This window comes from Rhodococcus sp. PSBB066 (assembly GCF_017068255.1).
Classification (GTDB): domain Bacteria; phylum Actinomycetota; class Actinomycetes; order Mycobacteriales; family Mycobacteriaceae; genus Rhodococcus; species Rhodococcus aetherivorans.
The window spans coordinates 3,679,563-3,702,333 of record NZ_CP070859.1 but is presented as its reverse complement, the minus strand read 5'-3'; the positions used below and the strand labels follow the sequence as shown (position 1 = coordinate 3,702,333).

24 protein-coding genes and 1 pseudogene are annotated in these 22,771 nt (G+C 72.3%); 7 read left to right on the top strand and 18 right to left on the bottom strand.

What is annotated here, in order from left to right:
* Positions 1–12: 12 nt before the first annotated feature.
* Together pepN and JYA75_RS16900 are read right to left on the bottom strand one after the other, a co-directional pair.
* Positions 13–2,505, bottom strand: a complete 2,493-nt coding sequence (gene pepN / locus JYA75_RS16905) for an aminopeptidase N (RefSeq protein WP_185712782.1) — start codon at positions 2,503–2,505, stop codon at positions 13–15.
* A gap of 85 nt (positions 2,506–2,590) precedes the next feature.
* Positions 2,591–2,770, bottom strand: coding sequence for a 2-hydroxymuconate tautomerase family protein (locus JYA75_RS16900; protein WP_029544072.1), 180 nt, complete (start codon positions 2,768–2,770; stop codon positions 2,591–2,593).
* Between the two features lie 122 nt (positions 2,771–2,892).
* Between JYA75_RS16900 and JYA75_RS16895 the strand changes: the two genes are divergently transcribed.
* The gene (locus JYA75_RS16895) at positions 2,893–3,042 is read left to right on the top strand and encodes a hypothetical protein (protein ID WP_006936980.1); all 150 of its coding nucleotides are present in this window, start codon (positions 2,893–2,895) and stop codon (positions 3,040–3,042) included.
* Between the two features lie 72 nt (positions 3,043–3,114).
* On the opposite strand, the gene hisI is transcribed toward JYA75_RS16895, so the two are convergent.
* The 11 genes and pseudogenes from hisI to hisD form a co-directional block, all read right to left on the bottom strand.
* Entirely contained in the window at positions 3,115–3,462 is a 348-nt protein-coding gene (hisI, locus tag JYA75_RS16890) for a phosphoribosyl-AMP cyclohydrolase (RefSeq protein WP_006936996.1), read from the bottom strand.
* Positions 3,459–4,232, bottom strand: coding sequence for an imidazole glycerol phosphate synthase subunit HisF (hisF, locus tag JYA75_RS16885; protein WP_006936998.1), 774 nt, complete (start codon positions 4,230–4,232; stop codon positions 3,459–3,461). The genes hisI and hisF overlap by 4 nt, the downstream gene beginning before the upstream one ends.
* Positions 4,229–5,056 (bottom strand): inositol monophosphatase family protein, encoded by an 828-nt coding sequence (locus tag JYA75_RS16880; RefSeq protein ID WP_185712783.1) that lies wholly within the window; start codon positions 5,054–5,056, stop codon positions 4,229–4,231. Before JYA75_RS16880 ends, hisF begins: the two co-directional genes overlap by 4 nt.
* 4 nt (positions 5,057–5,060) lie before the next feature.
* Entirely contained in the window at positions 5,061–5,795 is a 735-nt protein-coding gene (gene priA, locus JYA75_RS16875; RefSeq protein ID WP_029544076.1) for a bifunctional 1-(5-phosphoribosyl)-5-((5-phosphoribosylamino)methylideneamino)imidazole-4-carboxamide isomerase/phosphoribosylanthranilate isomerase PriA, read from the bottom strand.
* A gap of 182 nt (positions 5,796–5,977) precedes the next feature.
* Positions 5,978–6,217: pseudogene (locus JYA75_RS28845) on the bottom strand (hypothetical protein); the annotation flags it as partial.
* Positions 6,214–6,849: an imidazole glycerol phosphate synthase subunit HisH gene (gene hisH / locus JYA75_RS16865; protein ID WP_029544081.1), complete on the bottom strand. Its 636-nt coding sequence runs from the start codon at positions 6,847–6,849 to the stop codon at positions 6,214–6,216. The gene hisH and the pseudogene JYA75_RS28845, both read right to left, overlap by 4 nt.
* A 10-nt stretch (positions 6,850–6,859) precedes the next feature.
* On the bottom strand, positions 6,860–7,999 hold the full coding sequence (locus tag JYA75_RS16860) for an MFS transporter (protein ID WP_029544083.1): 1,140 nt from the start codon (positions 7,997–7,999) through the stop codon (positions 6,860–6,862).
* Positions 8,000–8,028: 29 nt separating this feature from the next.
* Positions 8,029–8,184 carry a hypothetical protein gene (locus JYA75_RS16855; protein ID WP_006937015.1) on the bottom strand — a complete coding sequence of 52 codons (156 nt, stop codon included), beginning with the start codon at positions 8,182–8,184 and terminating at the stop codon, positions 8,029–8,031.
* Positions 8,184–8,816: an imidazoleglycerol-phosphate dehydratase HisB gene (gene hisB, locus JYA75_RS16850; protein WP_185712784.1), complete on the bottom strand. Its 633-nt coding sequence runs from the start codon at positions 8,814–8,816 to the stop codon at positions 8,184–8,186. The genes JYA75_RS16855 and hisB overlap by 1 nt, the downstream gene beginning before the upstream one ends.
* A complete protein-coding gene (locus JYA75_RS16845; RefSeq protein WP_185712785.1) occupies positions 8,813–9,937 on the bottom strand; it encodes a histidinol-phosphate transaminase in 1,125 nt (374 codons plus the stop codon). The genes hisB and JYA75_RS16845 overlap by 4 nt, the downstream gene beginning before the upstream one ends.
* Positions 9,934–11,301 carry a histidinol dehydrogenase gene (hisD, locus tag JYA75_RS16840; RefSeq protein WP_029544087.1) on the bottom strand — a complete coding sequence of 456 codons (1,368 nt, stop codon included), beginning with the start codon at positions 11,299–11,301 and terminating at the stop codon, positions 9,934–9,936. Before hisD ends, JYA75_RS16845 begins: the two co-directional genes overlap by 4 nt.
* A gap of 130 nt (positions 11,302–11,431) precedes the next feature.
* Between hisD and JYA75_RS16835 the strand changes: the two genes are divergently transcribed.
* The 6 genes from JYA75_RS16835 (at position 11,432) to JYA75_RS16810 (ending at position 17,330) form a co-directional block, all read left to right on the top strand.
* On the top strand, positions 11,432–11,815 hold the full coding sequence (locus JYA75_RS16835; protein WP_029544089.1) for a helix-turn-helix transcriptional regulator: 384 nt from the start codon (positions 11,432–11,434) through the stop codon (positions 11,813–11,815).
* A gap of 176 nt (positions 11,816–11,991) precedes the next feature.
* Positions 11,992–13,680, top strand: a complete 1,689-nt coding sequence (locus JYA75_RS16830; RefSeq protein ID WP_050035341.1) for an alpha/beta fold hydrolase — start codon at positions 11,992–11,994, stop codon at positions 13,678–13,680.
* Positions 13,681–13,764: 84 nt separating this feature from the next.
* Positions 13,765–14,181 (top strand): hypothetical protein, encoded by a 417-nt coding sequence (locus tag JYA75_RS16825; protein WP_006941283.1) that lies wholly within the window; start codon positions 13,765–13,767, stop codon positions 14,179–14,181.
* A 76-nt stretch (positions 14,182–14,257) separates the two neighbouring features.
* Positions 14,258–15,382 (top strand): alpha/beta fold hydrolase, encoded by a 1,125-nt coding sequence (locus JYA75_RS16820; protein ID WP_050036371.1) that lies wholly within the window; start codon positions 14,258–14,260, stop codon positions 15,380–15,382.
* Entirely contained in the window at positions 15,379–16,665 is a 1,287-nt protein-coding gene (locus JYA75_RS16815; RefSeq protein WP_185712786.1) for a family 1 glycosylhydrolase, read from the top strand. The genes JYA75_RS16820 and JYA75_RS16815 overlap by 4 nt, the downstream gene beginning before the upstream one ends.
* A 29-nt stretch (positions 16,666–16,694) precedes the next feature.
* Positions 16,695–17,330, top strand: coding sequence for a LysE family transporter (locus tag JYA75_RS16810; protein WP_006941286.1), 636 nt, complete (start codon positions 16,695–16,697; stop codon positions 17,328–17,330).
* Between the two features lie 7 nt (positions 17,331–17,337).
* Here JYA75_RS16810 and JYA75_RS16805 read toward each other — a convergent pair whose 3' ends face one another.
* From JYA75_RS16805 to nadA, 5 genes are all read right to left on the bottom strand, one after another.
* Positions 17,338–17,634, bottom strand: a complete 297-nt coding sequence (locus JYA75_RS16805; protein WP_050035342.1) for a DUF2470 domain-containing protein — start codon at positions 17,632–17,634, stop codon at positions 17,338–17,340.
* A gap of 16 nt (positions 17,635–17,650) precedes the next feature.
* Entirely contained in the window at positions 17,651–19,054 is a 1,404-nt protein-coding gene (locus JYA75_RS16800) for a wax ester/triacylglycerol synthase family O-acyltransferase (protein WP_072635393.1), read from the bottom strand.
* Between the two features lie 162 nt (positions 19,055–19,216).
* Positions 19,217–20,086: a carboxylating nicotinate-nucleotide diphosphorylase gene (gene nadC, locus JYA75_RS16795; protein ID WP_006941300.1), complete on the bottom strand. Its 870-nt coding sequence runs from the start codon at positions 20,084–20,086 to the stop codon at positions 19,217–19,219.
* Positions 20,087–21,685: an L-aspartate oxidase gene (locus tag JYA75_RS16790; protein WP_006941302.1), complete on the bottom strand. Its 1,599-nt coding sequence runs from the start codon at positions 21,683–21,685 to the stop codon at positions 20,087–20,089. It abuts the gene before it with no gap.
* 2 nt (positions 21,686–21,687) lie between these two features.
* The gene (nadA, locus tag JYA75_RS16785) at positions 21,688–22,722 is read right to left on the bottom strand and encodes a quinolinate synthase NadA (RefSeq protein WP_050035344.1); all 1,035 of its coding nucleotides are present in this window, start codon (positions 22,720–22,722) and stop codon (positions 21,688–21,690) included.
* Positions 22,723–22,771 lie beyond the last annotated feature (49 nt).

Genomic DNA, 22,771 nt, shown 5'->3' with positions numbered 1-22,771 from the left:
CCCGTCGAACCCTCACCCGTTGAAACCCTGGGCCCGCAGATCGCGGGCCAGATGGTCGCGCTGCTCGATCACCAGGCGCCGCAACGCCGCCGGGGCGTCGGCGTGCGCGTCGAGCCACCGGTCGCACGGCCCGAGCGTGTTTCCGGCGGGGAACAGACCGACCACGATCCGGCGCGCGATCTCGATGCTGCGCTCGGACCACACCGCCCGGAGCGCGACGAAGTAGTCGTCGTCGTACGGGGCGATCAGATCCCGGTGCGCCCCGGCCCGGAACCCCGCGATGGTGGCGTCGAGATGCTCGTTCGACAGCGCCGTGTCGGAGAAGACCGCACTCCAGGCCTGCGCCTTGACCGCGGCGAGCGGTCGCGCGGCCAGGGCGCGCAGGTGCGCGGTCCGTCCGGAACCGGTGTCGTCGCGGGCGAGTTCGCCGTCGAGATCGGCCGGCTCCGCGTGCCCGGTCGCCGCCAGCGCGGTCCACATCTGCCAGCGCAGATCCGGGTCCAGCGGCAGCCCCACGGGTGCCGGACCGGTGCCGTCGAGGATCGCGCGCAGGTCGGCGGCGTGGGCGTCGTCGACAGTGGCGGCCGCGGCGACCGCGCGGGCCCAGGCGAGCTGCTCACCCGATCCCGGGGTGGCGGCGAACACGGCCGTCCATGCCGCCTCGAGCCAGACGCGACGCTGCCGGGACCGGCTCGCGGCGGGCAGAAAGTGCTCGATCGCGTAGGGTGCGTTCGCCAGCAGTGCGGCCAGCAGGGCCGGATTCGGTTCGGCCACCGCGAATCCGCGGACCATGGACAGGTACCGCGCCGCGGTCAGCTCGCTGTCGCGGGTGGCGTTCCACAACGCCGACCAGATCAACCCCCGGGCCAGCGGGTCGACGACACGATCGAGCGAATGCTCCACCGTCTCCAGCGACCGCGGGTCGAGCCGCACCTTGGCGTAGGTCAGGTCGGCGTCGTTGAGCAGGATCAGCGGCGCGGCCGCCGACTCGATCGGTGTGCGCTCGGCCTCCAGGTCGACCTCGACCCGCTGCCGGCAGACCAGGTCGCCGGCCTCGTCGAAGTCGTAGTGGCCCACAGCCAGCCGGTGGGGCCGCGCCGGCGTCTGGACGATCGCGGACCGTCCCTCCCCCGCGTCCTCGAGCATCAGGGTCGACACGCCGGTGGTCTGCAACCAGGCGCGCGCCCACCCCGAGAGGTCTCGTCCCGAGGTCGCCGACAACTCGGTGAGCAGATCGGCGAGGGTGGTGTTCCCGAAGGCGTGCCGGCGGAAGTAGCGCCGTGCACCCTCGAAGAAGGCGTCCCGCCCCACGTACGCGACGAGTTGTTTGAGGACTCCCGCGCCCTTCGCGTACGTGATGCCGTCGAAGTTCAGTTTGGCGGCCTCGAGGTCGACGATGTCGGCGACGATCGGGTGGGTCGTGGGCAACTGGTCCTGCAGATAGGCCCAGGCCTTGCGCCGGTTGGCGAAGGCGACCCAGGCGTCGGTCCACTCGGTGGCCTCGGCACTGACCAGCGAGCCCATGTAGTCGGCGAACGACTCCTTGAGCCACAGGTCGTCCCACCACTTCATGGTGACGAGGTCCCCGAACCACATGTGGGCCATCTCGTGCAGGATCGTGTTCGCGCGGGCCTGGTACTGCGCGGCGGTGGCGGCTCCGCGGAACACGTACGCCTCGGTGAAGGTGACGCACCCGGGGTTCTCCATGGCACCGAGGTTGTATTCGGGGACGAACACCTGGTCGTACTTGCCGAACGGGTAGGGGTAGCCGAAGTGGTCGGCGTAGAAGTCCATTCCCTGCCGGGTCACCTCGAAGATCGTGTCGGCGTCGAGGTACCGCGCCAGGGAGGCGCGGCACAGCACGGCGAGCGGCACGGCGAGTTCGTTCCGGCTCCAAGAAGATTCGGCGTGGTGGTACGGGCCCGCCACGATCGCGGTGATGTAGGTGGAGATCGGCAGCGTCGGTGCGAACACCACCTTCTGCGCGTCGCCGATCGACTCGCGTTCGGCGACATGCTGATTGGACAGCACCTGCCATTTCGCCGGGGCGGACACGACGAACGTGAACGGCGCCTTCAGATCCGGCTGCTCGAAGCACGCGAACACCCGTCGCGCGTCCGCGGGTTCGTACTGCGTGTACAGGTAGGTCTGCCCGTCGGCCGGATCGACGTACCGGTGCAGGCCCTCACCGGACCGGCTGTACTCCGCGGCGGCGACGACGGTGACGACGTTGTGCTCACGCAGGCCGCTCAGCGCGATGCGCGCGCCGTCGTAGCGGACGGGCACCGGCTCGCCGTTGAGCACGACCGACTCGACGCCGGCGCCGAGGAAGTCGAGCCACGTCGCGTCCGCGGCTGCCGTGAACTCGAGCGTCGTCGTGGTCGCGAAACAGGTGCTCCCGGCATCCGGGGCGCCGCGCAGGTCGAGTTCCACCCGGTAGCTGCGGACCGTCACCGCCCGGGAACGCTCGGCGGTTTCGGCTCGGGTCAGATTCGCGGACGCCATACGCCGATCCTGCCAGGATCCGCTCGCCGAGATCGACGGCCGGCAGCGCCCGTCGCGGGGCGCCCTGTCCCGGGGGCGGTGCACCTCACCCGAGCGGGACACCCCCGACGCCCCACTGCTCCCGCGGCACCTCGGTGATGGTCACCCACACCGACGTCGCATCCTTGCCGGTTGCCTCGGCGTAGGCCTTGGTCACCGCCTCGATGGTGGCGCGCTTCTGTTCGACGGTGAGACCGGGGGTCTGGCTGATCTGGATGAGAGGCATGGGGAGATTGTGCCGCACCGCCGACGGAGCGGGCACCGGGAGGTGTAACGAAACAATCCGGTCGGTCGATTTGGTTCACGACCGCCGTTCACGACCTGCCTCGCCTCTCGGAAGGATGCAGCATGGGATCCTCGGAACTGTTCACGGAGTTCGTCGGTTGGGCCGCAGAAGGTTTCCTCACGGACGATCCGATCCGGTCCGCCATCGGCACCGTCGTGTACCTCGGCCTGGGTCTCTGGAGCCTGCTCACCGGCGCGCCGATCGTCATCTGACGCCCGCGACACCGCCGGTGTGTCCTTTGGGCGGCTGGAGCCGCCCAAAGGACGCACCGGCGCCGAAGGCGCCTACTCGCCGGCGAGCAGGACGTCGGCGTCGAAGCACGTGTGGGTGCCGGTGTGGCACGCGGCCCCGACCTGGTCGACGACGAGCAACACCGTGTCGCCGTCGCAGTCGAGCCGCACCTCGTGCACGTACTGGGTGTGGCCGGAGGTCTCGCCCTTGACCCAGTACTGGCCGCGCGAACGCGAGAAGTAGGTGGCGGTACGGGTCTCGAGGGTACGGGCGAGCGCCTCGTCGTCCATCCACGCCATCATCAGCACCTCGCCGGTGGCACGTTCCTGGGCGACGGCGGCGAACAGCCCCGCCTCGTTGCGCTTGAGCCGCGCCGCGATCGCCGGATCCAGCCTGCTCATCGCACCTCGATCCCCTCGGCGCGCATCGCCGCCTTGACCTGCGGGATGGTGAGTTCCCCGAAGTGGAACACGCTGGCCGCGAGGACCGCGTCGGCGCCGGCGTGCACGGCGGGGGCGAAGTGCTCGACAGCTCCCGCGCCGCCGCTGGCGATCACCGGCACGTGCACCGCGGCGCGCACCGCCTGGATCATCGGCAGGTCGAAGCCGGACTTGGTGCCGTCGGCGTCCATCGAGTTCAGCAGGATCTCCCCCACGCCGAGTTCCGCGCCGCGGCGTGCCCATTCGACGGCGTCGATGCCGGTGCCGCGGCGGCCGCCGTGCGTGGTGACCTCCCATCCCGACGGGGTGTCCTCCTCGCCGTCGGGCACGGTGCGGGCGTCGACGGACAGCACGATGCACTGCGACCCGAACCGCTCGGACATCTCGCGCAACACCTCCGGGCGGGCGATGGCGGCGGTGTTGATGCTGACCTTGTCCGCGCCGGCCCGCAGCAGCCGGTCCACGTCCTCGACGGTGCGGACGCCGCCGCCGACGGTGAGCGGGATGAACACCTGCTCGGCGGTGCGGCTGACCACGTCGAGCATGGTGCCGCGATCGCCGCTCGACGCGGTGACGTCGAGGAAGGTCAACTCGTCCGCGCCCTGCAGGTCGTACGCCGCGGCGAGTTCGACGGGATCACCGGCGTCGCGCAGGTTCTCGAAGTTCACCCCCTTGACGACGCGGCCGGCGTCGACGTCCAGACACGGGATCACCCGGACTGCCAGGGTCATGGAATTCGGTCCTCCTCGGGGACGGGACCGGGAAGCGATCCCACGATGTCGAGTATCTCCTCGTGCACGCCGGGGGCGCCGGCGACCACAGAGCCGGAGCCGATGCGCCAGGGCTTGCCGGCGAAGTCGGTGGCGAGACCACCGGCCGCCCGCACCAGGGCCACGCCGGCGGCGTTGTCCCACGGGTGGTGCCCGAAGACGACGGCGGCGCCGAGCACCCCGGCCGCCGTGTACGCCAGGTCCACCCCGGTGGAACCGTGCATGCGCAGGCGCGACACCCGGCGGCTCAGCTCGGTGATGACCTCGAGCCGGCGCCGGCCCGGGATACGCCCGCGGCTGTCGATGTCGAAGCTGCCCACGCCGACCATCACGTCCGCCAGCGCCGCCGGCTGCAGCGGCGGCTGGGGACGACCGTTGCGCAGCAGCGGCCCGTCCGCGGCGGCCGCGAACCGGTCGCCGACGAACGGCAGCCAGGTCAGCCCGAGGATCGGGTCGCCGTCGCGGACGAGTGCGAGCAGGATTCCGGCGGTGGGCAGCCCGGCGGAGTAGTTGACGGTGCCGTCGATCGGGTCGAGCAGCCACACCGTGCCCGAATCGGCTTCGGGACCGCCGAACTCCTCACCGTGCACGGCAATGCCCGTGCGCCGCTCCAGTTCCGTGGAGATGCGCCGTTCGAGTTCGAGGTCGAGGTCGGTGGCGAAGTCGTTGGGCCCCTTGTCCACCGAGCGCGGCGCGCCGCGACCGGCGACGAAACGCTGCGACGCCGCGTCGAGCACCTCACCGGCGACGGCGAGCAGGCTGGACAGATCGGCGGGCGCGGTCATCGGATCAGCGTGAGACCGCGTCGAGGGCCTCGGTGAGCGTGAACCGGCCCGCGTACAGCGCCTTGCCGACGATGGCGCCCTCGACGCCCCGGTCGACGAGGCCGGCGATCGCCCGCAGATCGTCGAGGGCGGACACGCCGCCGGAGGCGACGACGGGAGCGTCGGTGGCTGCGCAGACCTGGGCGAGCAGATCGAGGTTGGGGCCGGTGAGCGTGCCGTCCTTGGTGACGTCGGTGACGACGTAGCGGCTGCAGCCGTCGCGGTCGAGCCGCGCGAGGACCTCCCACAGGTCGCCGCCGTCGGAGACCCAGCCGCGGCCGCGCAGGCGCCACTGCCCGTCGATGAGCTTGACGTCGAGCCCGACGGCGATGCGGTCGCCGTACTCGGCGATGGCGCGGGCGCACCAGTCGGGATCCTCGATGGCGGCGGTGCCGAGGTTGACGCGAGCGCACCCGGTGGCCAGCGCCGCCTCGAGGGACTCGTCGTCGCGGATCCCGCCGGAGAGCTCTACCTTCACGTCCAGTTCGCCGACGACCTCGGCGAGGAGTTCGCGGTTGGAGCCGCGTCCGAAGGCGGCGTCGAGATCGACGAGGTGCACCCATTCAGCGCCGGCGTTCTGCCACTCGAGGGCGGCGTCGCGGGGAGAGCCGTAGCTGGTCTCGCTGCCCGCCTCTCCCTGGACGAGGCGAACTGCTTCACCGTTGGCGACATCGACTGCAGGCAAAAGGACCAGGCTCACTGCGCCCATGCTAGTGGGTCGCGGCGGTCGCCGAGAACCGGCCCCGACGGTCACCCCGCACCGTCGCCGCGCGGCGTGTCGCTGCCGTCGCCGCGCGGCGTGTCGCTGCCGTCGCGGCCCGGCGTGTCGCTGCCGTCGCGGCCCGGCGTGTCGCTGCCGTCGCGGCGCGGGGTGTCGTTGCCGTCGGGACCGAAGGCGCGGCGCGTCGTCCGGGTCGAGACGACGCCCATCGCGGCGATCGCGCCGGCCACGCCGGCGAGGGCGACGATCAACCCGACGACGGGCCCCGGTCGCAGCACCACGATGACGACGGTGGCGAGCAGGAGCACGCCCGTGGCGGCGCCCAGTGCCGTCAGCGCGAGCCGGCCGAGCGAGAACTCCGGCCGGGCCGGGTCGTCGCCGCCGGCCCCGCCGCGGTTCACAAACTGCCGACCCAATTGCGCAGCAGCTCGGCCCCCGCGTCGCCGGACTTCTCGGGATGGAACTGCGTCGCAGACAACGGGCCGTTCTCGACCGCGGCGAGGAACCGCCCGCCGTGCTCCGCCCAGGTCAGCGCGGGCGGAGCGAACAGCTCCGACGGCGGCAGCTCCCACTTCTGCGCGGCGTAGGAGTGCACGAAGTAGAACCGGGTGTCGCGGTCCATGCCGGCGAACAGCACGCTGTTGTCGGGGGCCTCGACGGTGTTCCAGCCCATGTGCGGCAGCACCGGCGCGTCGAGACGTTCGACGGTGCCGGGCCATTCGCCACATCCGTCGGTCTCGACACCGAATTCCACGCCCTTGTCGAAGAGGATCTGCATGCCGACGCAGATGCCGAGCACCGGGCGGCCGCCGGCGAGGCGCTGCCCGATGATCCGGTCCCCGCGCACCGCCTTCAGTCCCGCCATGCACGCCGCGAACGCGCCGACGCCGGGCACGACCAGGCCGTCGGCGGCGAGCGCGACCTGCGGGTCGGCGGTCACCTCCACCTGCACGCCGGTGCGCGCCACCGCGCGCGTCGCCGAATGCAGATTGCCGGAGCCGTAGTCGAGGACGGCGACCTTGGTTGCGCTCATGGGCTCGATTCTATGGGGCCGCGGCGGGCCGCTCCGACGGCCCGGCGATCCGGGCGAGCAGCGGCAGGATCGGCACGAGCAGCGCGGCGGTCGCGAACGCGGCGGGATAGCCTGCGACGGTGGCGATCCCGCCGAGCAGCAGCGATCCGGCCCCGGTGCCCGCGTCGAAGCCGATGTTCCAGGCGGCGCTCGCGGCGCCGACATGGGCGGGCCCGGCGCGACGGAACGCAAGCATCAGGGCGTCGTTCTGCACGACGCCGAAGCCGAGGCCGAATGCCACCGCCGCACCGAGCAGGACCGCCGCGCCGCCGCGATCGTCCGCGGCGAGCGCGAACGGCACCATCGCCACGGCGGCCAGGCCGAGCCCGGCCGGCAGGAGCCGGCCCGCGCCGATCCGGTCCGCGACCGCACCGGCGCCGTAGCGGCCGACGAGGGTGGACGCGCTGATCAGCGCCAACGCGAGCGCCACCTGGCCCGAGGCCGCGGGCACGGCGATCGACAGCAGCGAGGTGAGGCCGCCGTAGGCGACGGCACCCGCGGCGATCGCCACCGCCGGCAGGGCCAGAGCCCGCAGCGGCGTGCGGCTTCCGGCCGCGCCGGTCTGCCGGGTGACCACCTGCGGCAGGCGCGCGATCGCGACGAGCGCGAGCGTGGGCACCGCCGCGCCGAGCACGAACACGGGTGCGGTGGAGGCCCGCTCGGCGACCGCCAGTCCGAGCGGCAGTCCGACCATCTGCGCCGCGGCGATCGCGATGCCCTGTGCGCCGGTGGCGCGGCCGAGCAGCCGGGCGGGCGCGAGTTCGGCCACGAGGGCGGCGCTGGCCACGGTGATCATGCCGAAGCCGATCCCCCGCACCGCGGAGGTCGGCAGCACCACGGCCGGGTGCAGCGACAGCAGGAGCAGCAGCGACGGCAGGCCCAGCAGCAGGCATCCGGCGGCGAGCACGGGCCGGTAGCCGCGGGCCCGCACCAGGCGCGGCACCGCCGGTTGGGTGAGCACCGTCGCACCCATGAACACCGCCGTCACCGCGCCGGCGAGGGTGCCGCTGCCGCCGGCGTCGGCGACGGCCCGGGGCACTACGGGCAGCAGCAGGGAGAACCCGGCGAACGCGCCCGCCGCCATCGCCCAGGCGGCGGGCAGCCCCGGCACCGCGAACAGGCCCGGCCGATCCGACGACGTCAGAGCAGCCTCAGCACACCGGCGATCGCGGCGAGCAGGGTCAGCGCCAGCAGCACCCCGGCGAAGAGGGTGTTGCCGCCCCGCCACGTCGACCAGGTGCCACCCGCGGCGAGGCCGGCGAGCATGAACAGGCCGTACGTCAGGACGACGTCCACTACAGGGTGCCCTTGGTCGACGGCACGCCGCTGACCCGGGGATCCGGTTCGACGGCCTGGCGCAGCGCCCGCGCGACGGCCTTGAACTCGGCCTCGGTGATGTGGTGCTGGTCGCGGCCGTAGAGCACACGTACGTGCAGGGCGATGCGGGCGTGGAAGGCGAGGGATTCGAACACGTGCTTGTTGATCACGGTCGAGTACGGCACGCCGGGGTAGCCGCCGATCACCGAGTGCACCATGTAGTCCGGTTCGCCGGTGTGCACGCAGTAGGGCCGGCCGGAGACGTCCACCGCCGCATGCGCGAGGGTCTCGTCCATCGGAATGAAAGCGTCGCCGAAGCGGCGGATGCCCCGCTTGTCCCCGAGCGCCTGATTCAGCGCCTGACCGAGGACGATCGCGGTGTCCTCGACGGTGTGGTGCGCCTCGATCTCGATGTCGCCCTGGGCGCGCACGGTCAGGTCGAAGCTGGCGTGCTGACCGAGCGCGGTGAGCATGTGGTCGTAGAACGGGACACCGGTGGTGATGTCGGTGCGGCCGGCGCCGTCGAGGTTCAACTCGACGACGATGGACGACTCCTTGGTAGCACGCTCGATCCGCGCGGTGCGCGGGGTGGGGGTGGTCTGCTCGCTCATCGCCCGTCCTCGATCTCGGTGGCGGCGAGCTTCTCGCTCACCCGTAGCAGTTCGTCGTTCTCGTGGGCCAGGCCCACGGTGGTGCGCAGGAACCCGGGGATACCGACGTCCCGGATCAGCACACCCTCGTCGAGGTAGCGCTGCCAGGTCGCGGCGGCATCGGCGAAGCGCCCGAACAGGATGAAGTTCGCGTCCGAGGGCACCACGTGGTAGCCGAATCGGGTCAGCTCGGTCGCGATGCGGTCGCGTTCGGCGCACAGCCGCGCGACCGAGCCGAGGGTCTCGTCGGCGTGCCGCAGCGCGGCCCGGGCGGCAGCCTGGGTGATCACCGACAGGTGGTAGGGCAGCCGCACGAGCAGCAGTGCCTCGACGAACGCGGGCGCGGCGGCGAGGTAGCCGAGCCGGCCCCCGGCGAACGCAAACGCCTTGCTCATGGTGCGCGAGACGATCACCTTGGCCGGGAACTCGTCGATCAGCGCGAGCGCGCTGGGGGCGGCGGAGAACTCGGCGTAGGCCTCGTCGACGATCACGATGCCGGGCGCGGACGCGCAGATCGCGCGCAGCTCGTCGAGCGGGATGCTGTGCCCGGTGGGGTTGTTCGGGCTGGTGACGAACACCACGTCGGGTTGCTGCCGGCGGATCGCGGCCACCGACGAGTCGAGGTCGAGGGTGAAGTCCTCGCCCCGGTAGGTCGGCAGCCACTCGGTCTGGGTGCCGTCGGCGATGATCGGGTGCATCGAGTAGGACGGCACGAATCCCATCGCGGATCGGCCCGGCCCGCCGAAGGCCTGCAGGATCTGCTGCAGGATCTCGTTGGACCCGTTGGCGGCCCAGACGTTCTCGACGCTCACGCCCACCCCGGTCTGCCGGGTCAGGTAGGCGGCGAGGTCGGTGCGCAGCGCGACGGCGTCACGGTCGGGGTAGCGATGCAGCTGCGCGGCGGCCTCGCGCACCGACTCGGCGACGTCGTCGATCAGGGCGCGGGTCGGTGGGTGCGGGTTCTCGTTGGTGTTGAGCTGCACCGGCACCGTCAGCTGCGGCGCACCGTAGGCGGACTTGCCGCGCAGGTTCTCCCGCAGCGGCAGGTCGTCGACGGTGATGCCGGATCCCGGGGCGCTCACTGCAGGTCCTCGAAGCGCAGCCGCACGGCCTCGCCGTGCGCGGGCAGGTCCTCGGCGGTGGCGAGGGTGATCACGTGCCCTGCGACGTCCTCGAGCGCCTCGCGGCTGTACTCGACGACGTGAATGCCGCGCAGGAACGTCTGCACGCTCAGTCCGGACTGGTGCCGGGCGCAGCCGGCGGTGGGCAGCACGTGGTTCGAGCCGGCGCAGTAGTCACCGAGGCTGACCGGCGCCCAGGGGCCGACGAAGATCGCGCCCGCGGCCCGTACCCGCGCGGCGACCGCGGAGGCGTTCTCGGTCTGGATCTCGAGGTGCTCGGCGGCGTAGGCGTCGACGACCTTCAGGCCCTGGTCGAGGTCGTCGACGAGGACGATCCCGGACTGGCTGCCCGACAGCGCGGTCCGTACGCGTTCGCGGTGCTTGGTGAGCTCGAGCTGGGCGGCGACGGCGGCGTCGACGGCGTCGGCGAGCTCGGCGCTGGTGGTGACGAGGACCGACGCGGCCATGACGTCATGCTCGGCCTGGCTGATCATGTCGGCCGCGACGTGGACCGGATCGGCGGTGTGGTCGGCCAGGATCGCGATCTCGGTGGGGCCGGCCTCGGCGTCGATGCCGACGACGGCGCGGCACAGGCGCTTGGCGGCGGTGACGTAGATGTTGCCCGGGCCGGTGATCATGTCCACGGGCGCGAGTTCGGCGTCGTCGACGGCGGTGCCGTCCGGTGTCACGACGGCGGTGCCGTCCGGTGTCATATCGGTGCCGCCGTAGCTGAGCAGCGCCACGGCCTGGGCACCGCCGACGGCCCACACCTCGTCGACGCCGAGCAGGGCGGCAGCGGCGAGGATGGTCGGGTGCGGCAGGCCTCCGAAGTCCGCCTGCGGCGGGGACGCGACGACGAGCGACTCGACGCCGGCGGCCTGGGCGGGCACCACGTTCATCACGACCGACGACGGGTAGACGGCGTTGCCGCCGGGCACGTACAGCCCCACCCGCTCGACCGGCACCCAGCGTTCGGTGACGGTGCCACCGGGCACGACCTCGGTGACGGTGTCGGTGCGGCGCTGGTCCTGGTGCACCGTGCGGGTGCGTTCGATCGCGACGACCAGCGCCGAGCGCACGGCGGGATCGAGTTCCTCGAGGGCCCGGTCGAGTTCGGCCTTCGGCACCCGCACGCGGTCGGGGCGCACCCCGTCGAACTTCTCGCTGTAGTCGAGGGCGGCGGCGGCGCCTCGGTCGCGCACGTCCTCGACCACGGGCCGCACCTGATGCAGCACCGCGTCCACATCCACTCCGCCGCGGGGCAGCGCGCCCCTCAGCTCCGCAGTGGTGGGGGTTCGACCACGCAGGTCGGTGCGGGCAAGCATGAGGTGTCCTCTCTCGCGAACGGGGGTCCGTTCCATTATCCGTGATGGCGGCGATCGCCCTCGACGGCAGTCCCCGAACGCGCCGTCCGTGCGCCTCGGGGCGGCCGGCGGCCGGACCTATGCTGACCACATGGAGGACGATGTGTCGCACCCCCCGACGTTGGGGGAGCTGATCCGCCGGCAACGTGAGCTCGCCGAGTTGCCCATGCGGCAGCTCGCCGCGATGGTGGGGATCTCGAACCCGTATCTGTCGCAGATCGAACGGAACCTGCGGGCGCCGAGCGAACGCGTGCTGCAGGCCATCGCCGAGCAGCTGCATCTGTCGGCGGATGCGTTGACGGCCGAGGCGGGGCGGCCGGATCCGGGAGAGTCCGCGGTGGTGCACGCGATCCGGGAGGATCCGGATCTGACGAACGCGCAGCGGCGGTCGCTGGTGGAGATGTACGAGGCGTTCCGGGAGGTGACCGTGGGTAAGCGGCGCCGGGGTGCGCGCTCCGACGACGATGCGGAGTGAGTAAGGTCACATCGGACGGCATAATGTGAGCCATCCTCAGGTTTCGGCTGGTGGGGCGCCGCGTCCCCGCCCGCCCGCCCCACGTGCAGCTCGCATGTACTTCGCGGTAAGATGCGCGACCCGGCACGCGGTGTCACCCTCGGGGCACACCCCTCTTCCCCATCTGGAGATGTCCCTTGCTCGACCACGTGCACAAGAAGTTGAAGTCGACCCTGGACCCGATCGGCTGGGGTCCCGCGGTGAAGTCGGTGGCCGGACGCGCCGTCCGCAACCCCCAGGCCGTCACCGCCGCCACGACGGAATACGCGGGCCGGCTGGTGAAGATCCCCGCGGCGGCCACCCGCGTGTTCAACGCCGACGATCCCAAGCCGCCGATGCCGCTCGACCCGCGGGACCGCCGTTTCTCCGACACCGCCTGGCGGGAGAACCCCGCGTACTTCTCGCTCCTGCAGAGTTATCTCGCGACGCGGGCCTACGTCGAGGAACTCACCGACGCCGGCGCCGGCGATCCGCTGCAGGACGGCAAGGCCCGCCAGTTCGCGAACCTGATGCTCGACGTGCTGGCCCCGTCGAACTTCCTGTGGAATCCGGGCGTGCTCACCCGTGCATTCGAGACGGGCGGGGCAAGCCTGCTGCGCGGCGCCCGATATGCCGTGCACGACGTGCTCAACCGCGGCGGCCTGCCGCTGAAGGTGGACTCGGACGCGTTCACCGTCGGCGAGAACCTCGCGGCCACCCCGGGCAAGGTGGTCTATCGCAACGACCTGATCGAGCTGATCCAGTACACGCCGCAGACCGAGCAGGTGCATGCGGTGCCGATCCTCGCCGCGCCGCCGTGGATCAACAAGTACTACATCCTCGATCTCGCACCCGGTCGCAGCCTCGCCGAGTGGGCGGTCCAGCACGGCCGCACCGTGTTCATGCTCTCGTACCGGAACCCGGACGAGTCGATGCGGCACATCACCATGGACGACTACTACGTCAACGGCATTGCCGCCGCGCTGGACGTGGTCGAGGAGATCACCGGGTCGCCGAAGATCGAGGTGCTGTCCATCTGCCTCGGCGGCGCGATGGCCGCGATGGCCGCCGCGCGCGCATTCGCCGTCGGCGACAAGCGCGTGACCGCCTTCACCATGCTCAACACCCTGCTCGACTACAGCCAGGTCGGGGAACTCGGGTTGCTGACCGATCCGTCCACGCTGGACCTCGTCGAGTTCCGGATGCGGCAGCAGGGCTTCCTGTCCGGCAAGGAGATGGCCGGCAGCTTCGACATGATCCGCGCGAAGGACCTCGTCTTCAACTACTGGGTCTCGCGGTGGATGAAGGGCGAGAAGCCTGCGGCCTTCGACATCCTCGCGTGGAACGAGGACAGCACGAGCATGCCCGCGGAGATGCACTCGCACTACCTCCGGTCGCTGTACGGCCGCAACGAGCTGGCCGAGGGCCTCTACGTGCTCGACGGACAGCCCCTGAACCTGCACGACATCACGTGCGACACCTACGTCGTCGGCGCGATCAACGACCACATCGTGCCCTGGACATCGTCGTACCAGGCGGTGAACCTGCTGGGCGGCGACGTGCGCTACGTGCTCACCAACGGCGGGCACGTCGCCGGCGCGGTGAACCCGCCCGGCAAGAAGGTGTGGTTCAAGGCCGTCGGGGCGCCGGACGCCGAGACCGGCTCGCCGCTGCCCGCGGATCCGCAGGTCTGGGACGACGCGGCCACCCGCTACGAGCACTCGTGGTGGGAGGACTGGACGGCCTGGTCGAACAAGCGCGCCGGGGAGCTGGTGCCGCCGCCGGCAATGGGCAGCGCCGCCCACCCGCCGCTCGAGGACGCTCCGGGCACGTACGTCTTCAGCTGAGGACTTGCGCGTTAGCATTCATCTTGCTAACCTGCTAACAGCGTCCTCCGAGGCGCCCTCACACACCCGAACGGAAGGTACGCCATGACCACCGCCAAGACCCCCGTCGACGCCGCTGTCGCCAAGACCACCGCCGACACAGCCAAGGCCAACGAGGCTGCTGCCAAGGCCACCGCGGACGCCACCGCCGCCGCTCAGAAGATCGCCGAGTCGGCCACCACCGCCGCGAACCAGGCCACCGCCGAGTTCACCAAGGCTCTCGACGAGAGCGCCGCCCGCCTGAGCGAGTTCAACGACAAGGTCGTCGACGCTGCCAAGCAGAGCGGCAACCTCACCGTCGACACCTACGAGCGCGCCGTCACCAGCCTGCTCGACCTGCAGGAGAAGATCGCCTCCGCCACCCCGATCGCCTGGGTCGAGGACCTCACCAAGGCGCAGGTCTCCTTCGCCCGTGAGCTCACCACCACGGTGACCACCACCGCACGCGATCTCCTCAAGTGATCGATTGTGCGTCTCTTCCGACGCGATCGCGTCGGAAGAGGGGCACCACGCACCGGGCGCCGGTTCAATGAACCCCATGAACGCCCTGCAGACCGTCGCGATCGCCGCCGCCCCGTTCCGTCTCGGGGCGGCGGCGATCGCCGGCTGGAGCACCTACCTGGCCACCCTGAGCCGACGCGGCGCGCACCCGCTCGACGTCGCCGGCGACATCGCCGACTGGTGGCGCGTGCTCACCGACCGCGAACCCCCGCGCTGGGCCCACCCGTGGCCCGTCGCGCACTCCTGGCCGCTCGCCCGGCTGCGTGACTGCAGCGACCCCGACGCTCCCGCCCCCGAGGCCGTCCCCACCCTGCTGCTGCCGCCGCAGTCCGGATCGCACTCGTGCATCGTCGACCTCTCCTCCGACCGCAGCCAGGTCTCCGCCCTGCGCAGCGGCGGGTTGTCGCGGCTGTACTGCCTGGACTGGGCGCCCGCCGGCCCGGTCACCGACGGCGCCTCCCTCGACGACCATCTCGCCGTCCTCGCCGAGGCCGTCGAACTGCTCGGCGGACGGGTCAACCTGGTCGGCGGCAGCCAGGGTGGCTGGCTCGCGGCGATGCACGCCGCACTGCATCCGCGGACCGTGCACAGCCTCACCGTCGCGGGGGCCCCGATCGACTTCCACGCCGACCGTCCCGGTGCCGGAGCCCTCGAACACGTGCCACGCTCGGTGTCCGCGTCCGTGCTGAACCTGTGGTACGACGCCTCTCGGCTGTTCGGGGTGCTGCCCACCGACCCGGTGAGCGAGGTCCAGCGCAGCCTCGAACTGCTGGGCCTGCTGAACGACCCCGACACCCTCGGACAGGCGATCGACGAACGACGGTGGTTCCTCTGGCGCCAGGAGATCCCCGCCGCATTCCGCACGTGGATCCTCGAGCACCTGTTCGTCGGCAACGACCTCGTCGCCGGGGCCGTCACCACCGCGGCCGGTCCGGTGGACCTGGCCGCGATCGAGTGCCCCGTGCACATCGTCCTCGGCCGGCACGACCTCGTGGTGCCACCGGGACAGGTCCTCGCCCTCGCCGACCACGTCAGCACCCCCGCCGGCGACATCACGGTGCACGACGTCGACGCCGGCCACCTCGGCTTGTTCGTCGGCCGGCGCGCCCTCACCGAGCTGTGGCCTCGGCTCGCGGCCGGGATCGCCGCGCACTCCCGATGAGGACCGCCGACGCGGCGGTGCGGAGGGCCGCCGTCGCGGCGGTGCGGAGGGCCGCCGTCGCGGCGGTACGGAGGGCCGCTGCCGCGGTGGTGCTGACGGCCGCCCTCGCGGCCGCCGCCGCGGCGGGGTCCTCCCCGCCCGCCCACGCCGCGGGAAACGAGTTCCTGTGGGGCGTGTCGAGTTCCGGCTTCCAATCCGAAGGCTCCCCGCCGGACAGCAACTGGACCAGGTACGCCGCGTCGGGCCGCACCCACGAACTCGTCGGCACCTCGGTGGATTTCCGTCACCGCTACCGGGAGGACATCGCCGCGGCCGCGGACCTCGGGGTGGACGTGTTCCGGTTCTCGGTCGAGTGGTCCCGCATCCAGCCCACCCCGCACGGCTGGGACGAGGCCGAACTGCGCTACTACGACGACGTCGTCGCGACGGTGCGCGGACACGGCATGATCCCGATGATCACCCTCGACCACTGGGTGTACCCCGGGTGGATCGCCGACCGCGGCGGTTGGCGCGATCCCGCCACGGTCGGGGCATGGCTCGCCAACGCCGAGCAGGTCGTCGCCCGGTACGCCGGGCTGGGCGCGATGTGGGTGACGATCAACGAACCGACGATCTACGTCCAGAAGGAACTCGCCTTCGGCGGGATCGACGCTGCCGACGTCCCCCGCATGTTCGACGCCCTGGTCGCCGCGCACCGCTCGATCTACGCCCGGATCCACGAACTGGACCCGGGCGCGCGCGTGACGTCCAACTCCGCGTACATCCCCGGGGTGCAGACCGGACTCGACGCCCTGTTCGTCGACCGGGTCCGCGACACCCTCGACTTCCTCGGGCTCGACTACTACTACGGAGCCACCCTCGCCAACCCGAGCGCGATCCACGCGCTCACCGACGACTTTGCCTCGATCGTCCCGCATCCCGACGGGATGTACGAGGCGCTGATGCACTACACCCGCCGTTTCCCGGGGCTGCCGCTGTACGTCGTGGAGAACGGAATGCCCACCGCCGACGGGACGCCCCGCGCCGACGGCTGGACCCGGGCGCGACACCTGCGCGAGCACGTCGACCGGATGCGCCGCGCCGCGGCCGACGGCGCCCCCGTCTTCGGGTACAACTACTGGTCGATCACCGACAACTACGAATGGGGAAGCTACACACCACGTTTCGGCCTTTATACCGTCGACGTGCGCACGGATCCGAACCTGACGCGCCGTCCCACCGACGGGGTCGACGCCTACCGGGCCGTCACCGGTGAGCCGTGGCCGGTGCCGGTGCCGTGCTGACCGGCCCGGCCCGGTCGTAGAATCGCCCGATGACCTGGCAGACGTGGGTGGCCCTGCTCGGCGCCGCCTGGGTGATCAGCCTCTCCCCCGGCGCCGGCGCGATCGCGTCCATGTCCTCGGGCCTCGCCCACGGACTGCGGCGCGGCTGGTGGAACATCGTCGGGCTGCAGTTCGGCCTGCTGCTGCAGATCGTGGTGGTCGCCGCCGGCGTCGGCGCGGTCCTCGCCGGGTCCGCGGCGGCATTCACGGTGATCAAGTGGTTCGGCGTGGCCTACCTCGTGTACCTGGGGGTGCGCCAGTGGCGCACTCGCCCCACCGAGGTCGACCCCGGCGCGGCGCCGGGACTCGGCTCGGCGCCGGCGCTGGTGGCGCGCGGGTTCCTGGTCAACGCGAGCAACCCCAAGGCGGTGGTGTTCATGCTTGCCGTGCTGCCGCAGTTCCTCGATCCCGCAGCCCCGCTGCTGCGGCAGTACCTGATCATCGCGGCGACGATGGTGACCGTCGACATGATCGTCATGACCGGCTACACGGGCCTGGCGGCGCGGGTGCTGACGCTGATGCGCTCGCCGCGCCAGCAGCGCATCACGGGCCGGGTGTTCTCCGGGCTGTTCTTCACGGCCGCCGCGTTCCTGGCCACCGTGCGCCGCGCAGCCACCGCGGCATAACGGCCGGTCAGTGCGGCCGCGGCGCCACCCCGAGCCGCTCGCACGCGGCGTGATACAGGGCGACCACCGCGGCGCGGATCCCCGCCCGGTCGGAGACGGGCTCGAGCCACGGCACCCGCACCGTCGTCTCGATGCCGCCGACCTCGACGACCCACTCGCCGAACTCGGTGTGCACGCCGGTCATGCGGGCGGCGCCCGCCGTGGGTTCCGCGAACGCGCGGACCACGAGCAGGTTGTCGTCGGCGTGGTCGTCGTTCATGTGCCCGGTCACGGCCGCGACGACGGCGGCGTCGAAGGAAGTCACGCCGGCGAGCCTAGCCTCACCGATCGCCGTCGGCGCCCGCCACCCCGACGGTGCGTTCGAGCGCGGCGAGCTCGTCGTCGAGGTGCGCGATCAGGCGATCGAGCTGCGGGACGCTGCGGCTGCACGAGGTGAGCCCGAACGCGATCCGGTCGTCGGTGCTGGTGCAGGTGATGTTCAGGGCCTGCCCGTCGACCGGCACCGACAGCGGGTACAGGGCGTCGACGCGGGCGCCGTTCCAGTACAGCGGCTCGACCGGGCCCGGCACGTTGGAGACGATCACGTTGAACGGCGGCCGCACCACGGCCCGGTTGCCGGTGAGCACCCCGACCGCGAGCGGAGCCATGCCGAGAGCGCTCGTGGCCAGCAGCGCGGTCTGGGACCGGCCCCGCATGGACTCCTTGCCGTCGACCATCGCGTCCCGGATGGCGGCCAGGCGGGCCGCCGAATCGTCGACGTGGGTGGCGAGCGGGCACATCAGCACGCCCACGTCGTTGCCGCCCTCGGTGGTCTTCCCGCGACGCAGCGACACCGGCACCATCGCGACGAGCGGATCGTCGGGCAGGGCCTCGTGGTCGAGCAGGTAGGCGCGCAGCGCTCCCGCGGACATCGCGAGGACGACATCGTTGACGGTGGCGCCGGCGGCCTCGGCGACGCGCCGCAGCCGCGTCAGCGACCAGTCGTGCGCGGCGAAGCGGCGGCCACCGGCGATGGACACGTTGAGCATCGTGCGCGGCGCCGTGAGCGACACCGCGCCGCCGCGGCCCCGCAGGGCCCGGTCCACGGTCCCCACCAGCGCGGGCACCATCCCGGCGGCCTCGTCGACGACGCCGCGCACGGCCCGCACGGTCATGCTCGGCAGGTCGAGCGCGGTCCCGACCGCGGAGTGCGGCGGGTCGGCGGACGGGAAGCGCGCCCAGGGCGCCGGCATGTCGGTGCGGTCCGCGTCGGTGCTCAGGGCCCGGTGCAGCAGCCGCATCGCGCCGACACCGTCGGCGAGAGCGTGGTGGATCTTCGTGTAGATCGCGTACCGCCCGTCGGCGAGGCCCTCGATCAGGTGCATCTCCCACAGCGGCCGGCTGCGGTCGAGGAGGGTGCTGTGCAGCCGCGACACCAGGGCGCGCAGTTCGGCGATGCCCCCGGGGCGTGGCAGGGCGTCGCGACGGACGTGGTGTTCGAGGTCGAAGTGCGGGTCGTCCTCCCACGCCCACATCCCCAGGGTGGCGAGGGAACGGACCGCGCGCCGGCGCCACAGGGGCGCGACGTCGTCACCGGCGAGGGCCGCGTCGAACAGCGCGCGCAGGGAACGGGCGTCGCCGCCCGGCGGCGGCTGCAGCAGGATCAGTCCCCCGACGTGCATGGGATGCTCGCGCGACTCGCCGAGCAGGAACATCGAGTCGATCGGGGACATCGGCAAACGCATGCGAGGTCTCTCCGTTCCCCGGTGACGGGGAACTGGTTAGTGGCGGACCCCCTGTGACCCGCCGGACGCGCGCCGCCGCCGTGAGGTGCCTCACGGCGGCGGATACGTAGCCAGTTGTACGCGATCGATGCGGCCGGTGCCAAGCGCGGCCCCGGCGTGGCGTCACATGTCGAGACCGAGGTCGAGGACGGTCACCGAGTGGGTCAACGCACCGACGGCGAGGTAGTCGACCCCGGTGCGGGCGTAGTCCGCGGCCACGTCGAGGGTCAGGCCCCCGGAGGACTCGAGGCGGGTCTGCGGCGCGTGCGTGTTGCGCCGTTGGACCGCGATCTGCGTCTGCCACAGCGGGAAATTGTCGAGCAGGATCAGCTCGACGTTCTCGGCGAGCACCTCGTCGAACTGCTCGAGGCTGTCGACCTCCACCTCGCACTCGAGGTCGGGGGCCTGGGCCCGCACGGCCCGCAGCGCCGCGACCACCGAACCGGCGGCGACGACGTGGTTGTCCTTGATCAGCGCGGCGTCGCCGAGACCCATCCGGTGGTTGACACCGCCGCCGACCCGCACCGCGTACTTCTGCAGCGCCCGCAGGCCCGGCAGCGTCTTGCGGCTGTCGCGGATCTTCGCGTCGGTGCCGGCGACGGCGTCGACCCACTGCGCGGTGGCGGTGGCGATCCCGGACAGGTGGCACATCAGGTTCAGCATGGTGCGCTCGGCGGTGAGCAGGCCCCGGGTGGGGGCCTGCACCGTGAGCACCGCCTCCCCCGCCGCGGCACGATGCCCGTCGACGGCCCGGTCGAGCACCTCGTAGTCGCCGGCACCGAGGACCTCGTCGAGTACCAGCAGACCGATGTCGATCCCGGCGACGGTGCCGGGGCTGCGCGGCACCACCGACGCCGTGGCCACGGCGTCGGCCGGCACCGTGGCGGCGGTGGTCACATCCGGGCCGTAGCGCAGGTCCTCGTCGAGGGCGACGCGCACCAGCGCGAGCGTCTCGTCCCGATCGAGTCCGGCGGGCAGCTCGGTGCTGGCCATTCAGTGTGCTCCTGTGAGTTGTGGTGTGCGCAGCGTGATCTCGCCGTCGGCGTCGAGACGCGTCTCGAGGCTGCGACGCTGCGCGGGGTCGGATTCGGGATGGTCGTCGCGGGTGTGGCACCCGCGGCTCTCGGTGCGGGCGCCGGCCGCGAGGGTCAGGGCCCGGGCCGCGACGGTGAGCGCGGCGTCCTCGAGCGCCGCCGCGTCGGTGCACCGGCCGGTCGGGGCGGCGGTGAGGCCCGCCCCGGCGACGGCGAGCCCGGCGGCGTCGCGGACGACGGAGGCGTGCCGGGTCATCAGCTGCTGCAACGCCGCCCGGTCCGCGCGGGGCCGGACGGGCAGGTCGGCGTCGGCGGTCTCGACGCGCAGCCCCCCGCGCTCCTCGGCCGCGGCCAGACCGGCGCGCTCGCCGACGACGAGGCCCTCGAGCAGGCTGTTGGAGGCGAGCCGGTTGCCGCCGTGCAGGCCGGTGCGGGCGACCTCGCCCGCCGCGTACAGCCCGGGTACACCGGTGCGGCCGCACACGTCGGTGACGACCCCGCCGCACGAGTAGTGCGCGGCCGGAGCGACGGGAATCAGGTCGCGGGCCGGGTCCAGGCCCACCTGCGCCAGGGAGGCGGTGACGGTCGGGAAGCGCCGCGCGAACCCGTCCAGGTGCCGGGCGTCGAGCAGGACGTGGTCGTCGCCGAGCTCGGCGAGCCGGGTGGCGATGGCACGGGAGACGACGTCGCGCGGCGCGAGGTCGCCGAGGGGGTGCACCCCGGCGGTGACCGGGCGGCCGGCACTGTCCACGAGTCGGGCACCCTCGCCGCGCACGGCCTCGCTGACGAGCGGGCGGCGGCCGACGGATCCGGCCGCGAACAGCACGGTCGGGTGGAACTGGACGAACTCGAGGTCGGCGACGGCGGCACCGGCGTGCAGGGCCAGCGCGATACCGTCGGCGGTGGCGCCGGGCGGGTTGGTGCTGCACGCGTACAGCTGCCCGAGGCCGCCGGTGGCCAGCAGCACGGCCGGGGTGTGGACGACACCGAGGCCCCGGTCGTCGAGGACGAGCAGGCCGGTGACGCCGCGCGTGTCGGTGAGGACGCGGGCGGCGGCGGCACCGAAGAGCACCGGCAGTCCGGCCGCGCCCAGGGCACGCTGGATCTCGGCACCGGTGGCGTCGCCGCCGGCGTGGATGATGCGGCGGGTGCTGTGGCCGCCCTCGCGGGTGCGGGCGATGCCGCCGTCACGGCCGCGGTCGAACACGGCTCCCAGGTCGGTGAGGGCCGCGACGGCGTCCTGCCCGCCGGAGACGATGGACCGCACGGCCGTCTCGTCGCACAGGCCGGCGCCGGCGGCGCAGGTGTCGGCGACGTGGGAGTCGACGGAATCCGCCGGCCCCGGGGCGACGACGGCGATGCCGCCCTGCGCGTACTGGGTGGCGGTGTCGGTGGGGCCGCCCTTGCTGACGGTCAGCACCCGCAGTCCGCGCCGGGACGCGGCGCGGGCGGCGGTGAGGCCGGCCACGCCGCCCCCGACCACCACGAGGTCGGCGCGGGCTTCCCAGCGGATCGTGTCCCGCCGCTCCGCTCGACCCGCGCCGACGCCGGAGGACATCGTCACTCCCCGCCGCCGGGGTTGCCGATCGCGATCATCCGCTGCACCGACTGCCGGGCCCGCTCGGCGACGGCCGGGTCGACGTGGACCTCGTCCTTGCCCTCCTGCAGGCAGCGCAGCAGCGCGGCCGGAGTGATCATCTTCATGTAGGGGCAGGACGCGCGGTCGTTGACGGCCTGGAAGTCCACGCCGGGCGCCGCCTTGCGCAGCTGGTGCAGCATCCCCACCTCGGTGGCGACGAGGACCTGCTTGGCGCCGGTGGCGCGGGCCGCGTCGAGCATGCCGCCGGTGGACAGGATCTTGACCTTGTCGTCGGCGACGAAGCCCTCACCGGCGAGGTACAGCGCGGAGGTGGCGCAGCCGCACTCGGGGTGGACGAACAGCTCGGCGTCGGGGTGCGCCTTGGACTTGGCGGCGAGCTCGTCGCCGTTGATCCCGGCGTGCACGTGGCACTCGCCCGCCCAGATGTGCATGTTCTGCCGGCCGGTCACGCGCTTGACGTGGGCGCCGAGGAACTGGTCGGGCAGGAACAGCACCTCGCGGTCGGGGTCGATGGAGGCGACGACGTCGACCGCGTTCGAGGAGGTGCAGCAGATGTCGGTCAGGCCCTTGACCTCGGCGGTGGTGTTGACGTACGAGACGACGACCGCGTCGGGGTGGTCGGCCTTCCATTCGCGCAGCTGGTCGGCGGTGATCGAGTCGGCGAGCGAGCACCCGGCCCGCTCGTCCGGGATGAGGACCGTCTTGGCGGGGCTGAGGATCTTCGCGGTCTCCGCCATGAAGTGCACGCCGCAGAAGACGATGGTGTCCTCCTCGGCCTCGGCGGCGATGCGCGAGAGGGCGAGGGAGTCGCCGACGTGATCGGCGACGTCCTGGATGGCGGGCAGCTGGTAGTTGTGCGCCAGCAGCGTGGCGTTGCGTTCGCGCGCCAGTCGCCGGATCTCCTCGGCCCACTCCGGGGTCGCCTCGACGCCGGTGTAGCCGCCGGGTCCGTCCTGGATCGGGGTGTGCGCGCCCGCCCACGTCGTAGTGGTCATGGCCTGCTCCTTCGCCGTGCACCGGGCGGGCTTTGCCCGGATTTCCGTA